The 14,742-nt window shown below is 46.9% G+C and carries 15 protein-coding genes; 11 read left to right on the forward strand and 4 right to left on the reverse strand.

Features of this window, described 5'->3' with window-relative positions; genetic code table 11:
* The first annotated feature begins 51 nt into the window (after positions 1 to 51).
* The 4 genes from LG368_RS11695 (at position 52) to LG368_RS11710 (ending at position 3,740) form a co-directional block, all read left to right on the forward strand.
* A complete protein-coding gene (locus LG368_RS11695) occupies positions 52 to 1,665 on the forward strand; it encodes a methyl-accepting chemotaxis protein (protein ID WP_226754905.1) in 1,614 nt (537 codons plus the stop codon).
* A 151-nt stretch (positions 1,666 to 1,816) separates the two neighbouring features.
* Positions 1,817 to 2,110 carry a DUF6172 family protein gene (locus LG368_RS11700; protein WP_226754906.1) on the forward strand — a complete coding sequence of 98 codons (294 nt, stop codon included), beginning with the start codon at positions 1,817 to 1,819 and terminating at the stop codon, positions 2,108 to 2,110.
* 129 nt (positions 2,111 to 2,239) lie between these two features.
* On the forward strand, positions 2,240 to 3,190 hold the full coding sequence (gene thiL, locus LG368_RS11705) for a thiamine-phosphate kinase (protein WP_226754907.1): 951 nt from the start codon (positions 2,240 to 2,242) through the stop codon (positions 3,188 to 3,190).
* Positions 3,191 to 3,257: 67 nt separating this feature from the next.
* Positions 3,258 to 3,740 (forward strand): phosphatidylglycerophosphatase A family protein, encoded by a 483-nt coding sequence (locus LG368_RS11710; protein ID WP_226754908.1) that lies wholly within the window; start codon positions 3,258 to 3,260, stop codon positions 3,738 to 3,740.
* A 60-nt stretch (positions 3,741 to 3,800) separates the two neighbouring features.
* Here the strand turns inward: LG368_RS11710 and LG368_RS11715 are convergent, their stop codons facing one another.
* Positions 3,801 to 4,109, reverse strand: coding sequence for a helix-turn-helix domain-containing protein (locus LG368_RS11715; protein WP_226754909.1), 309 nt, complete (start codon positions 4,107 to 4,109; stop codon positions 3,801 to 3,803).
* Positions 4,102 to 4,404 carry a hypothetical protein gene (locus LG368_RS11720; protein ID WP_226754910.1) on the reverse strand — a complete coding sequence of 101 codons (303 nt, stop codon included), beginning with the start codon at positions 4,402 to 4,404 and terminating at the stop codon, positions 4,102 to 4,104. Before LG368_RS11720 ends, LG368_RS11715 begins: the two co-directional genes overlap by 8 nt.
* Before the next feature lie 204 nt (positions 4,405 to 4,608).
* Here LG368_RS11720 and LG368_RS11725 point away from each other — a divergent pair, with 204 nt between their 5' ends.
* A complete protein-coding gene (locus LG368_RS11725) occupies positions 4,609 to 5,691 on the forward strand; it encodes an endonuclease/exonuclease/phosphatase family protein (RefSeq protein ID WP_226754911.1) in 1,083 nt (360 codons plus the stop codon).
* A 22-nt stretch (positions 5,692 to 5,713) separates the two neighbouring features.
* Here LG368_RS11725 and LG368_RS11730 read toward each other — a convergent pair whose 3' ends face one another.
* A complete protein-coding gene (locus LG368_RS11730) occupies positions 5,714 to 6,520 on the reverse strand; it encodes an amino acid ABC transporter permease (protein WP_226754912.1) in 807 nt (268 codons plus the stop codon).
* Positions 6,521 to 6,539: 19 nt separating this feature from the next.
* Positions 6,540 to 7,349 carry a transporter substrate-binding domain-containing protein gene (locus tag LG368_RS11735; protein WP_226754913.1) on the reverse strand — a complete coding sequence of 270 codons (810 nt, stop codon included), beginning with the start codon at positions 7,347 to 7,349 and terminating at the stop codon, positions 6,540 to 6,542.
* 219 nt (positions 7,350 to 7,568) lie between these two features.
* On the opposite strand from LG368_RS11735, the gene LG368_RS11740 reads away from it, so the two are divergent.
* The 6 genes from LG368_RS11740 to greA all read left to right on the forward strand — a co-directional run bounded on the left by LG368_RS11740 (position 7,569) and on the right by greA (position 14,681).
* Entirely contained in the window at positions 7,569 to 8,450 is an 882-nt protein-coding gene (locus LG368_RS11740; protein ID WP_226754914.1) for a hypothetical protein, read from the forward strand.
* Between the two features lie 73 nt (positions 8,451 to 8,523).
* A complete protein-coding gene (gene rimI / locus LG368_RS11745) occupies positions 8,524 to 8,979 on the forward strand; it encodes a ribosomal protein S18-alanine N-acetyltransferase (RefSeq protein WP_226754941.1) in 456 nt (151 codons plus the stop codon).
* Positions 8,980 to 9,003: 24 nt separating this feature from the next.
* Complete coding sequence (locus LG368_RS11750) at positions 9,004 to 9,555, forward strand: DJ-1 family glyoxalase III (protein WP_226754915.1); 552 nt, start codon at positions 9,004 to 9,006, stop codon at positions 9,553 to 9,555.
* 279 nt (positions 9,556 to 9,834) lie between these two features.
* Positions 9,835 to 10,965: a glutamine-hydrolyzing carbamoyl-phosphate synthase small subunit gene (gene carA, locus LG368_RS11755; protein ID WP_226754916.1), complete on the forward strand. Its 1,131-nt coding sequence runs from the start codon at positions 9,835 to 9,837 to the stop codon at positions 10,963 to 10,965.
* A 24-nt stretch (positions 10,966 to 10,989) separates the two neighbouring features.
* Complete coding sequence (gene carB, locus LG368_RS11760; protein WP_226754917.1) at positions 10,990 to 14,205, forward strand: carbamoyl-phosphate synthase large subunit; 3,216 nt, start codon at positions 10,990 to 10,992, stop codon at positions 14,203 to 14,205.
* The gene (gene greA, locus LG368_RS11765; protein ID WP_226754918.1) at positions 14,205 to 14,681 is read left to right on the forward strand and encodes a transcription elongation factor GreA; all 477 of its coding nucleotides are present in this window, start codon (positions 14,205 to 14,207) and stop codon (positions 14,679 to 14,681) included. Before carB ends, greA begins: the two co-directional genes overlap by 1 nt.
* The last annotated feature ends 61 nt before the right edge of the window (positions 14,682 to 14,742 follow it).

The raw sequence follows: 14,742 nt of genomic DNA on the forward strand, positions 1-14,742 counted from the left end.
CTACCATTATTTTTTGTCGTCAGACGATGCCTTCTATCGGGGAATAAGTCCATGCGTTTACAGTCTATTCGAGTCAAAAGTTCGTTGCCCGTTATGGTCATGGGCATCACTTTTATTGTTGCACTTGTTTCTATGGGTTACATCATTAAACAGTTAGGTGATGGACTCAATAACCAAGCAGATATCTACAGTAGAGCGTCGTCGGTAATTCTAAATGCGGATCGAGATTTGTACCAAGCCAAGTTGGCTGAGCAACGTCTGATTGTCGGTATTGGTAACCTAGACGAAGAAGAAAAAGATCGTCTTGAAAATGCCGATCAGGTCAAAGAGCGCATTCAATTGTTTCGTCAGTATTTGGCGATGGAACCCGATGTACAAAAATCATTAGGGGATATTGATGCTGCCTTTTCAACTTGGCTGAGCGCATCGGATCGCGTCGTCACACTTGACGCGCAAGCGCCTTCTTTTGCAAATGCTGAGCAACAAGCTAATGCCACCTTCCAAGCGTTAAGAGCCCGTTTAGACCAAGCCGGTGAGGCGGTCAATAAGCATGCCGCGTCCACTAAGAATACCTTGATTGAGCAAGAAGAAGCGTTCTTAAAATTTGCTGTTGCTATCGTTTCACTGGGGTTAATTATTGCGATTTGGTTTAGCTACAAAACACCCAAAACATTAACGGATCAAGTACGTTATTTAGCCCAACGTATTCGAGAAATTTCTGAAGGGGATGGCGATTTAACCCAGAAAATAGATTTTACCACGAAGGATGAACTCGGCGATTTGGCGAGTGAATTCAATGGTTTTATGGATCATTTGCGTGGCATCATCACCAGTATCCATAGGCAGTCGGATGAACTGGGTGAAATGACAGGCCAACTCACCAAGGTGTCCAGAAAGACCTCAGACATTACAACGGCCTTGTCTAATGCATCGGCCTCTATTGTTAGCGCCGGTCATGAGATGGATATGTCGAATCAGCAGATGGCAACCGTTGCGCAAGATACAGCGACTGAGGCAACCAACTCCAACCGTTTGACCCAAGGTGGTATGGCCGCTGTGAATAATTCGCAACGCGCTATTACGCAACTGGTGTCGGACATCGAAAGTGCATTGGAGCGTTCGGCAGAATTGCAGCGAAGCTCAGAAAGCATTACGTCTGTTTTAGAAGTGATTGGCAATATTGCAGAACAAACCAATCTATTGGCGCTCAATGCCGCGATTGAAGCGGCTCGTGCCGGTGAGCAAGGGCGTGGTTTTGCGGTGGTGGCCGATGAAGTACGTACTTTAGCGACGCGTACGCAGGACAGTACAAACGAAATTGAAGCCATGATTGAGAAGCTGAAACTCAATGTGGCGGAATCGTCTAAAGTGATCCAGAGTAGTCGCGATAACGCACAATCTACGGTGAGTAACTTTGGTGAAGTGATTGAGGTATTTGATCGCTTACAAGTGTCCTTTGGTAAGGTCCAAGAAATGGCCGCACAAACCGCACAGGCAACGCAGGAGCAATCCATTGTTGCCAATGAAATCAATCAAAATATGGTGTCATTGAAAGACCAAACCGACTCGGTACAATCGGTTTCTGATGTGCTGCAACAACAATCTGAAGATATTACTAGGCTGTTTAAAGCCCTGGATCAGCAGGTGGGCAGCTTTAAAGTATAGTCATCGACGCCATCTACTTTTCGCCTGGCAAAAGTGGTGGAAGAAGTGTTTTTGTCGTAGCTGTACACAAAGTATCTCGTTATCATACGCCGCTATTGAAGCGGCGTTTTTTGTTGCTTCCCCTTATCAAGCGAATACGCTTAGGATTGTCATGAAAAAGAACTTTGTTCTCTCCCACCCTAAAATGTCTTACCAGCGCATTATCGAAACGGCCAAAAATGAGGTAAAACAATACATCAAAAAAGAGCGTACTAAGGCTCTGCCTGAAGGCGCTGATTTTTGGGGGTTTAACTGTAAGTTTGGGCAAGTTGCCGATAAAGCGCATTCTATCCATGAAGGGGATATCAACGCCAATATCAGTGCGGCACAAAAGCAGCATTGGAAATCCTTTTATTTAGAAGTCGTGCCAACACCAAAAACGCGGGCAAAACGTTCAGCAGACTGAGCATTGGGTTTACTCTGACATCTGGCAATGAATACGGTATCCTTTTGGTTTGTTTTTCTCGCACTGTGTCATCTTGATACAGTGTGTCATTTTGATATTTCGTCAAGCTGACCCTAAAAGGACGATTCGTTGAAGGAATTTGAGTTAATTCAGCACATATTTCAAGCGTCTATCATGGCAGACACCCGTGGTCGCGACGATATCTTGTTAGGTATTGGTGATGATTGTGCGCAGATTGCGGTGCCGTCAGACCAAAGTTTGGTGTTCTCAATGGACACCTTGGTGGAAGGGCGACACTTTCCTTTCGACGCCGATCCGGTTGATATCGGCTATCGTGCGGTGGCGTCCTGTGTCAGTGACTTGGCTGCCATGGGCGCCAAGCCAGCGTTTTTTACTTTGGGCTTAACCTTGCCAGATTCCGATCCTCAATGGTTAGCGGGTTTGGCACAAGGCATGGCGGAACTGGCAGAACCCATTGGCTTGGCCTTGGTCGGTGGTGACACCACAAAAGGGCCTTTGACCATCACGTTACAAGTGCATGGCTATGTTGAAAAAACGCTCGCGGTGAAGCGCAGCACGGCGCAATTGGGTGATGATATTTATGTTACTGGGCTGCTTGGTGATGCGGCGGCCGCAGTGCCAATTGTGACGGGCGAGTGGCAGGTATCGAGTGAGCGTTTTGACTATTTTTACGAACGTTACTGGCGACCCCAGCATCGACTGATTTTTGCCATGGCGATGAAACGCGTTGCTCACGCCATGATGGATATTTCTGACGGCTTGGCGCAAGACGTACAGCATATTCTGAAGGCGTCTCATAAAGGTGCGGTTTTGCAGGCCAGTGCCTTGCCGATATCCGTGCCGTTACGAGAATGGCAACCCGACTCCGCCGTTGCGTTGGCGCTGACAGGAGGCGATGATTACGAATTGTGTTTTACCGCAGCAAAAACGCAAGCCGACGAGGTGGCGTTAATTGCTCAGACCCTTGGTTTGGAATGCACCAAAGTGGGCGAAGTGGTTGAAACAGGCTTTGTCGTACAAGGCTATGAGGGGGAACTCTCTGGCTGGCAGCACTTCTAATCATGTTTATTATGGCACCCTGTTTTTTTCATCATGCACACATTTATTAATAGATAGGTAATTATTCATGGCGAACTCTGCCCCTGCGTCTGTATGGCGTAATCCCATTCATTTTCTGGCATTTGGCTTAGGCTCTGGCGCAGCACCTAAAGCACCGGGCACCTTTGGAACATTAGCGGCGGTACCGATTTTTATCTGGTTGCTGCAAGGTTTAAGCACGACCGAGTATCTCGTTATGCTGGTGGCCACCTCACTGGTGGGGATTTATTTATGTGGCAAAACCTCGAAAGACATGGGCGTACATGACCATTCTGGCATCGTCTGGGATGAATTTGTCGGCTATTGGATTACCATGTTTCTTGCGCCCGCGGGTTGGGTCTACATTGTCTTAGGTTTTGTTTTATTTCGTTTATTCGATATTTTAAAACCTTGGCCTATTTCTTGGGTCGACAAACACGTACACGGTGGATTCGGTATCATGTTTGACGACATCTTGGCGGGTTTAATGTCATTCGTGGTGCTGCAAGCATTAGTGCATTTTGTTTTTTAGCCCGAAGCCCTAATAAACCAAAGCCCCTATCAATAGAATGGCAAGGTTCTCTCACTGATTTTACAACACAGCCTCTAGCCCTTTTTTATCAATAAGATAAAGTAAGCGCGCTGCTGCACCGTTGGGTTGAGATTTGCCTTGCTCCCATTTTTGTATGCTTTCAGTGCTCATTGCTAATACACTGGCGAGAACACCTTGGCTGATATGTTCCTTGTGCCTGATCGCTTTGATTCGTGTCGCCGTCATTTTCTCTTGTTTATCATTTAACGCTAGGGCGTCTATTTTTCGCATAGTAATCTGGCTGATGGCATCTTCTTGATGAAACCGTTTTGCCATTTTTTGTATACGTTCAATGCGTGTATCATTCATAAGCCACCTCTTTGAGTAAGCCAATCTCGACCATTTTCGTCAGTTTCTGATCTGGTATGTTAAGCAAATCTTCAGCGAACAGTTTGTAAGCCTCAAGCAGTTTATTTGGAATCTCTTTCCCTTTCTTAGGCACATCCGCCTTACGCCAACCTGCAATGAAGAACATTCTCTTAGGCAGCAGTTCACCATCATGCAAACCAAGAGAGAGCTCTTTAGCGACTTCTGCTATTTTAGAATCGACTATATTGACCGTTTGCATAAAATCTAAAAAGTCATCCGTAACATACACTTTCATTTTTCTGCTTCCATGCTAAAACTATAGTAATTATTACTATAGTTTTGAATCATGTCAAATTAGAATGATTGCTCTATTTTATCCAAAGGCAGGAAAAGGAAGAAGACTGTCACCAGCATGGTATATTAAAATGCGTTTAACAATGCAGGGGCATCATGAGTCTGTTTTAGGGTCGTAACCATTGATTTTCACGGAGGCTAGGGGTTGGATATTTTTCTCTATACGGTAACAGGTTTGCTTGTTACCACGACGTTATTACCCATATTGCGTCATTCACATTGGTTAGTGCGAGGCATGGATTTTCCAAGAATGCAGCTCGCTGGTATGGCCACTTTCGTGATGATGCTGCAGTTATTCGTGCTCAATCTCACGGAGCCTCTAACATGGGCTCTTATCGCCGTAACAGCGCTGTGTTTGGCCTGGCAACTCTGGTGGATTTTACCTTACACCAGGCTGTGGAAAACAGAAGTTCGAAGCAGTACCGACACTGACACCCGCCGACAAATCCGTATTTTAACCGCCAATGTGCTCACATCGAATCGAGACGTCCACAAATTGATTGCCCTGGTAAAAGAGTATCAGCCGGATGTGCTTGTCACCCTTGAGTCAGATCAGTGGTGGGAAGATCAGTTAAAGCCACTTGAAAAAGACATGCCTGAAACGATCAAATGCCCGTTGGACAATTTGTATGGTATGCATGTTTACTCGCGTTTGCCGTTGTATGAAAAAGAGATTTCTTTCTTGGTTGAAGAAGGCGTTCCGTCTATGCACGCATTGTTAGAGTTGGCGACGGGTGATCAAATACGAATGCATTTTGTTCATCCTGCGCCACCCAGCCCAACGGAAAATACGGAATCTATAGAGCGCGATGCAGAACTTGTGATCGTGGCAAAAAGTGTGGCGGGCAGTGCTCAACCCATCATAGTCACGGGAGACTTAAACGATGTGGCTTGGTCTCGAACAACGCGTTTATTTCGTAAATTGAGTGGCTTACTTGACCCTAGGGTGGGTCGTGGCATGTTCAACACTTTTCATGTGGATTATCCATTACTACGTTGGCCACTGGATCACCTTTTCCACAGCGACCACTTTACCCTACAAAACATTCAACGATTACCGTCTATCGGGTCGGATCATTTTCCGTTGCTGTCTTGCTTATCCTTTACGCCCATTAAAGGCAAAGGCCAGGACGGGTTGGATGCAGACCAAGATGACAAGGACTTTGCGGATTCTATTGCTCGATCACAAAATGTGAGTAAACAAGAAGTACCTGAGCCTGGAGAATAGATTGCTTGCAAGGATTATTCCCCTAATGATGATCATTGCGCCTTAGGTGTGCTTCGAAGGCGCGAATCAATAAAGACAGGCTTAAGGTTAATACCAAGTACATAAAAGCGACGACGTTGTAGGTTTCAAAGAATTGAAAAGTAGAGGAACTGTAGACTTTGCCAAGTTGGGTGATGTCTTGTACACCAAGAGCAGACACTAACGCTGAGTCTTTGATCATGGCGACGAGGTCGTTACCCAGTGGCGGTAGGATTTTGCGCATGGCTTGCGGCAAAACAATCAGTCGGAAGCGTAGCCAGTTGGATAATCCGAGGGCTTTGGCGGCTTCGACTTGCCCTTTACTGACTTCCTGAATACCTGCCCGAAATACTTCAGCGATAAAGGCGCTGTAGCTGATGGCGAGGGCGATAATAGCACGCCATAACAAGGTGAAATCTCGGGTACGTGCTTTGTCAATCCAGCCCGCTTCGATAGGCATCTGCAGCGCCCAGTTGTAGAGTTTGACCATTTCTGGCGCACCGACAAAAGCGATGTAAAACAGCAATACTAAAACAGGCACACCACGAAACACTTCCACATAAAAGCGTGCAAATTCACGAAGAACGCGATGACGAGAAAACCCTGCTAGTGCGATTAATAGACCTAACAAACTGGCGATAGCAAAGGCGGCAAATGTCACCCCTATTGTTGTCAGCAAGCCCGCACTTAACGCACTGGCTATGCGTTGGTAGCTTTGCTCGGCGACCATGTTCCACAACAAAACAAGCGCGATAATAATGAGGGTAACGAACCACCAAGGCGTACGTTCTAGGTTTTTTTTAAAAGGCATCGTGGCACTTCAATATCGTCTATTGGTTGTAGTCAAAAAACCACTTTTTATTGAGTGCATCCATGGTACCGTCCGCTTTCATACTTCTAATGGCCGCGTTTATCGGTGCCACTAAATCGGAATCTGGCGTTAAGATAAAACCAAAATCTTCAGACCCTAACGGGCCACCCACGAGCTTAAAAGCGCCTGGATTCGCACCAATGTAACCACGTGCAGAGGCGGCATCCATTAATACGCTGTCCACATCGCCAGATTTTAGTGCCTGAACAGACGCCCCGAATGTATCCAGTAGCGTAATACGAGCGTTGTTTTCATCCCCATCTAGAACGTCATAAACCGCGACATAGAAGTTGGTTGTACCCGCCTGAGCACCGAAGTAGAGGTCATCATTTGCAGCAAACGAGGCGGCATCTGAAAAACGGTCTTCGTCTGCGCGTACCAACATAAACTGTTGAGAGGTCATATAAGGAATCGTGAAATCAATTTGTTGCGCACGTTCTTCGTTGATGCTGATGCCATCCATACCCACGTCATATTGGCCTTGTTTGACCGCTTGGATCATGGTGTCCCAGCTGCTCAGGTGCCATTCAATATTGGCATTGAGGCGTTTGCCGATTTCATTCATGGCGTCGTATTCCCAGCCGATGCCTTCTCCGGTTGCAGGGTCGACAAAGTTCAGTGGCGTGTAGGCGTTTTCGGTGACGGCTAAAATAGTGCGACCTTTTAAATCAGGCAAATCCGCAGCCAAACTGACACTGCTAATAAACAGTGCGGCGACCGCTACCAATAATCGGGGAAACGCAGAAACACGTGAAAACAACGAAGTCATGGCTTGGCTACCTTATATGGGAAGTTAAGAGTTTAAATACAAAACGTGAGCAAAAAAACAGGCTGAATTTATTCAATTGGCAGGATTATACAGAGTCACGAAAGACTAGACCATGCCCTCATGTGTCTAGAATATGGCATGTCGAGCCATAAACAAGTATATTCTTCAGCTGAATACACTTCGTCGATTCATGAGAGTTAAGACGCAAAAAAGGCCACTATGTCCCAAGCATTCTCCCGAGAGCTTCCTCCCCATCAGGCATTTCAAACCCATTGCTTAGGGCAAATGGGCGTGGTGTCTTGGTTGTCGCTAAAAGAGGGAGACGCCTCGTTTAATCATGTATCTGGCACGGTTGTTATGCCTTCTCAACCGTGGCCGATGGCAGATCATACTCACAACACCAACAATGCGCGCCATGACAGCAGCCCAAGTGGTTTTAATGCCCTTGTAGCCACGTCGCCAACAGAGGCAAAAAGACCGACAGACACGTCTATTGCGCCAGAAACTATCGCGCCAGAAATGAAAGCGCCTCTGACTCACCACTTGCGAGAGCAGTTAAATGCTGGGCCAGAGATTATTGTGGAGGATTTGCAGCCGATTGAAGAATTGGCGGTAGACCTTGATATCGTGCCAGAAGTGTCTGCGGATCGTCATGTAGTACAGCTTAATATTCGTGCTTATGCGCTCGCAAACACCTTATTAATTCTTAGTGATGTACCTCAGGTGTTTTCTCAGGCAGACGAAGTGGAACGACTGGCCTTAAAAATGGGACAAGCCTTACTAAAACAACCGATTCAAGAGTGGCAGGGCAGTACCTTTTCATGGCCGGGTGAATTAAAGAACCCACACTTTTGGCAACGTACCGATTGGTTATTTGGCGCCATTGAAAGCTATGTTGGCCGCTTGATAAAAGGCTTTCCTCATGCGCCTTTACTGGTACTTGCAGGGGATAATATTGCACAATTAATAGAAAACCTACCTGCAAACAGCCCCTTAAAACAGTACCCAACCGCGCGTATTGTCAGTTTGTCTGAATTGCATCGTATTCCTGAACTGCGCAAAGAAGCTTGGCAGATAATGCAAGCCGCGTTCTTTTCGTAAGTGTGTTTTTTATTTGCATGGTATGAGCTCTATGGTGACTTCCTTTTCTCTGCGACGGGCCACCGTGTCCGATATGCCCTTTGTTATTAAACTAGACACAGAGTCGAACCCCTATCCTTGGGGAGAAAAACTCATCGAAGACGCGTTTCAGAGTCGCCACAATTGGGTGGTTGAAGCCCTTGTCGACCATAAGAAAACACCGGTTGGCTGGTTGGTCGCAAGCCTAATACTTGATCAGTCTGAATTAGAATTAATTGTGATAGATTCTGGCGTCCGTAGACAAGGCTTGGCTCGAAGGTTGATGATAACCTGGATGACGGATGTTGCTGAACAAGGGGCAAAAGAGTATCTACTAGAAGTGCGTGAATCGAATCTAGGCGCTATCGCACTGTATAAGTCGCTCGGATTTGACCTGGTAGGGCGTCGAAAAAATTATTATGAAGTAAAACAAAACGATCAAACGGAGCAAGGTCGCGAGGCGGCCTGCTTATTTACGCGACACACACCATACGAAGCGTGTTTGCGTTAGACATTATGACTGTAGAGGTGAAAGATGAGCAAGGTATTGGTTCCTGTTGCGAATGGCAATGAAGACATTGAAACGATCACCATTATTGATGTATTGCGTCGTGGCGGTGTTGACGTCACGGTAGCGAGTATCCACGAAACTAAACAAATCACCATGGCGAACGGCACAAAAGTCGAAAGTGATGTCCTATTGACGGATGTGGCTGAGCAATTGTTTGACGCTGTGGTGTTACCTGGCGGCATGCCAGGGGCAGAGCATTTGCGTGATTGTAAGTTGCTTATTGAGATGTTGGAAAAACACGATGTGCAAGACGCCTTATTGGCTGCAATTTGTGCATCGCCGGCGGTGGTGTTCGGGACTCACGGCTTTGTCATGGACAAACAAGCGACCTGTTATCCAGGGTTTGAGTCTGGTTTAACCGGTGCTGAATACATGGCCAATGAACCTGTCGTGATGGACGACAACATCCTAACGGGCAAAGGCCCAGCGACGGCGATGATTTTTGCTTTAACCGTATTAGGCAATTTAAAAGGTTATGAAACCACGCAAAGCGTAGCAGACGGTTTGCTTTGTTAGATCTCGTCACCTTCAAACTGTTATCTGGTTCGATTAATTATTCCTGACTAATAAGTCAAGAAAAAATGCAGGCAAACCTTGCATTTTTACCTGTTTTCGCGGCAATTCGGTGGACGCAAAACTGGGATAAGAGTAGAATTAGGCAGATTTTTTGAACGCGAGATTCATTGGTTACTGATCATTGAATAAACGGCAAAAACGCAATTTCCTAAAAGCGAGATGAGCCGCCGGTTTATCTCGCTTTTTTGCAACCTGAAAGGCTCTAAATGGGAGGTTCCTTTGGCAACATCAGCGATTCTGGCTCTGGAAGACGGCACAATTTTTAAAGGGGTGTCGATCGGAGCGGATGGCTCCTCAACAGCCGAGGTAGTGTTTAATACCTCGATGACTGGTTATCAAGAAATTCTTACTGATCCTTCCTATGCTCGACAAATGGTCACCTTGACCTATCCCCACATCGGGAACACCGGCGTCAATTCTGAAGATGAAGAATCCAACCAAGTATGGTGTGAAGGCCTGATCATCCGCGATCTTCCTTTGACCGCAAGCAGCTGGCGTTCAGAAGAATCGTTAGATGCTTACTTGAAGCGCAAAGGCGTGGTTGGCATTGCGGATATCGACACTCGCAAACTAACGCGTATTTTACGTGAAAAAGGTGCGCAAGCAGGCTGCATCATGGCGGGTGATAATATCGACGAAGCAGCGGCTATTGCGGCGGCGAAAGGTTTTCCAGGTTTAAAAGGCATGGATTTAGCCAAAGAAGTGACCGTGAAAACCGCTTATGAATGGACGGAATCCACTTGGGATCTTGTGAAAGGCCATACAACGCCTGAATCTTTTGATTTCCATGTCGTTGCTTACGACTTTGGGGTAAAGAGCAATATCTTGCGCATGCTGGTTGAGCGCGGTTGCCGTTTAACAGTTGTACCGGCACAAACGCCAGCAAAAGACGTGCTAGCAATGAACCCAGATGGTGTTTTCCTTTCAAATGGTCCAGGCGATCCAGAGCCTTGTGATTACGCGATCCAAGCCATTAAAGAAATTCTAGAAACAGACACGCCTGTGTTTGGTATCTGTCTCGGTCATCAATTGTTGGCATTGGCATCGGGCGCGAAAACTAAGAAGATGAAATTTGGTCATCATGGCGCTAACCATCCTGTTCAAGCGATTGAAAAAGGCACCGTGATGATTACCAGTCAGAACCACGGTTTTGCGGTAGACGAAGATACCTTGCCAGCGAATCTTGCGATGACGCACAAATCTTTATTTGATGGTTCATTACAAGGGATCAGTCGTACCGATAAGAGTGCGTTCAGCTTCCAAGGTCACCCAGAAGCGAGCCCGGGTCCACACGATGTTGCCCCTCTGTTTGACCAGTTCATTGAAAACATCAAAGCATCCAAAGCCTAAACGAGAGAAGCGGAGCAAAATACTATGCCAAAGCGTACTGACATAAAAAGCGTCTTGATTTTAGGTGCTGGCCCGATCGTCATTGGTCAGGCTTGTGAATTTGATTATTCTGGCGCGCAAGCGTGTAAAGCCCTTCGTGAAGAAGGTTTCCGTGTGATCCTGGTGAACTCTAACCCAGCGACCATCATGACCGACCCCGTCATGGCCGACGCGACTTACATCGAGCCAATCGAATGGCAAACCGTTGAGAAAATCATCGAGAAAGAACGCCCTGATGCGGTTCTACCGACAATGGGCGGACAAACGGCGTTGAATTGTGCTCTTGACCTTGAGCGTCACGGCGTACTTGAAAAATACAATGTTGAAATGATCGGTGCGACCGCCGATGCCATCGACAAAGCGGAAGACCGTAACCGTTTTGATCAAGCGATGAAGGCCATTGGTCTTGAGTGTCCTCGTGCTGGCATCGCGCACAGCATGGAAGAAGCGTTGAAAGTACAATCGGAACTGGGTTTCCCTTGTATCATTCGTCCTTCTTTCACCATGGGCGGCACCGGTGGCGGTATCGCATACAACATGGAAGAGTTTGAAGAAATCTGTACGCGTGGTTTGGACCTGTCTCCTACCAACGAATTGCTGATCGATGAGTCGTTAATCGGTTGGAAAGAGTACGAGATGGAAGTTGTCCGCGACAAAAAAGACAACTGCATCATCGTTTGTGCGATTGAAAACTTCGACGCCATGGGCGTTCACACCGGTGACTCCATCACAGTGGCACCGGCACAAACTCTGACAGACAAAGAATATCAGATCATGCGTAACGCCTCTTTGGCGGTATTGCGTGAGATTGGCGTTGAAACAGGCGGTTCGAACGTTCAGTTTGGTATGGACCCGAAAACAGGTCGTCTTGTGGTCATCGAGATGAACCCTCGCGTGTCTCGTTCTTCTGCTTTGGCGTCGAAAGCGACCGGTTTCCCGATTGCAAAAATCGCCGCGAAATTGGCCATCGGTTACACACTGGACGAATTGCAAAATGACATCACAGGTGGCCAAACGCCAGCGAGCTTCGAGCCAGCAATCGACTACGTGGTAACGAAAATCCCTCGTTTCACCTTTGAAAAATTCCCGACCGCCAACGATCGTTTGACCACGCAGATGAAATCTGTAGGCGAAGTGATGGCGATCGGCCGTACTTTCCAAGAGTCTTTGCAAAAAGCCTTACGCGGTTTGGAAGTCGGCGCCGACGGTTTCAATCCTCAGTTGGACTTCTCGGAAGAAAACAGCAAAGAGAAATTGGCTTACGAACTGCAAACACCAGGTTCTGATCGTATTTGGTACATTGGTGATGCCTTCCGTTCTGGTATGACAGTCGACGAATTATATGCGGCTACCGGTGTTGATCATTGGTTCTTGGTACAAATTGAAGATTTGATCAAAGAAGAGTTGGCGTTGGCAGACAAAGGCCTTGTTGACTTAACCTACGATGTCATTCGTCGTCTAAAACGCAAAGGCTTCTCTGACTCACGTCTTGCAAGCTTGTTGAGTGTGACAGAAAAGTCCATGCGCGAGCGTCGTTATTTGATGAATGTGCATCCAGTCTACAAGCGTGTTGATACTTGTGCGGCGGAATTTGCCACTAACACGGCGTACATGTATTCCACTTATGAAGAAGAGTGTGAAGCTGCGCCAACAGATCGTGAAAAAGTCATCATTCTTGGTGGTGGCCCGAACCGCATCGGTCAAGGTATCGAGTTTGATTACTGCTGTGTACACGCGGCCTTGGGTCTTCGTGAAGACGGCTATGAAACCATCATGGTGAACTGTAACCCTGAGACAGTGTCTACCGATTACGATACGTCGGATCGTTTGTACTTCGAGCCAGTAACGCTGGAAGACGTGCTTGAAATCGTTCGTAAAGAAAAACCAACCGGTGTCATTGTGCAGTTTGGTGGTCAAACGCCACTGAAAATTGCTCGTGCCCTACAAAACGAAGGTGTGCCTATCATTGGTACCACACCTGAGTCGATTGACCGTGCTGAAGACCGTGAGCGTTTCCAAAGCATGATCCAGCGTTTGGGTTACAAGCAGCCACATAATGCGACGGTTCGTAGCGTTGAACAAGCCGCTGCGAAAGCCGCTGTTATTGGTTACCCGTTAGTGGTTCGTCCATCCTATGTACTGGGTGGCCGCGCAATGGAAATTGTTTATAACGAAAAAGAACTGATGCGTTACATGACGACTGCGGTAAAAGTGTCGAATGACAGCCCTGTGTTGTTGGATCACTTCCTAAATGCGGCAATTGAGATCGACATCGACTGTGTCAGCGATGGCCATCAAGTGGTGATCGGCGGCATTATGCAGCACATCGAACAAGCGGGTGTTCACTCCGGTGACTCGGCGTGTTCTTTGCCTCCTTATTCTCTGTCGCAAGAAGTGCAAGACGATATTCGTGAGATGATCAAAAACATGGCGCTGGAATTGGGCGTTATCGGTTTGATGAATACACAACTTGCGGTACAAGACGGTGAAATCTACGTGATTGAGGTTAACCCTCGTGCGTCGCGTACTGTGCCATTTGTGTCTAAGTGTATCGGTCGTTCTTTGGCGCAAATTGCAGCCTTGGTGATGGCGGGTAAAACACTGGAAGAGCTCGGTTTCACGAAAGAAATCATTCCTTCTTACTACAGTGTGAAAGAAGCGGTTTTCCCATTCAATAAGTTCCAAGGCGTCGATCCGATTCTTGGGCCTGAAATGAAATCTACCGGTGAGGTCATGGGTGTCGGCGATACGTTCGCAGAAGCCTTTGGTAAAGCGATGTTGGGTGGCGGTACTGTTTTGCCAACGTCTGGTTGTGCCTTTATCAGTGTTCGTGATATGGACAAAGAAGGTGCGGTAGGAGTAGCGAGTCGTTTGGCTGAGTTGGGCTTTGCGATTGTGGCGACAGAAGGTACGGCCAAATACTTGTCTGAGCGCGGTGTCGAAGTGCGTAAGGTCAATAAAGTAAACGAAGGCCGTCCACACATCGTTGATATGATGAAAAATGGTGAAATTGACTACATCATTAACACCACATCGGGCACACAGGCCATCACAGATTCTTCTTTGATCCGTCGTACAGCTTTACAGCGTAAGGTTTGTTACACTACGACATTGGCTGGTGCTGAAGCAACGAGTATGGCGATTAGCCTAACAGGTGAAACCAAAGTTAGAAGACTGCAAGATTTGCACTTGGGGAAATAATGAAAAAAGTACCAATGACAGTAGAAGGTGAAGCGCGTCTTAGAGAAGAGCTAAATCACTTGAAAACTGTTGTCCGTCCTCGCGTGATTGCCGACATTGCAACCGCGCGCGAGCATGGCGACTTAAAAGAAAACGCAGAGTATCACGCCGCCCGTGAAGAGCAGGGGTTTGCTGAAGGTCGTATTAAAGAGATCGAAGGCAAACTAGCGGATTCACAAGTGATCGACGTCAAAGCTTTACCGGCAACCGGTAAGGTGATCTTTGGTACCACAGTGACCTTGTACAATGTGGATACAGAAGAGACGGTGACTTATCGCATCGTTGGTGATGATGAAGCGGATGTGAAAGCGAAGAAAATCTCCTACGCATCGCCTATCGCTAAAGCGATTATTGGTAAAGAAGAAGGCGATGAAGTCGCTATTCAAGTACCAAGTGGTGAAGTGGTTTACGAGATCGAAAAAGTCGAATATCTCTAATACACAACGTTAGAAAGCTTTGGCATTTTAAGAGCCACGATGTAAATGCATTGTGGCTTTT

Source organism: Marinomonas algarum, from assembly GCF_020532605.1.
In the GTDB taxonomy this organism is placed as follows: domain Bacteria; phylum Pseudomonadota; class Gammaproteobacteria; order Pseudomonadales; family Marinomonadaceae; genus Marinomonas; species Marinomonas algarum.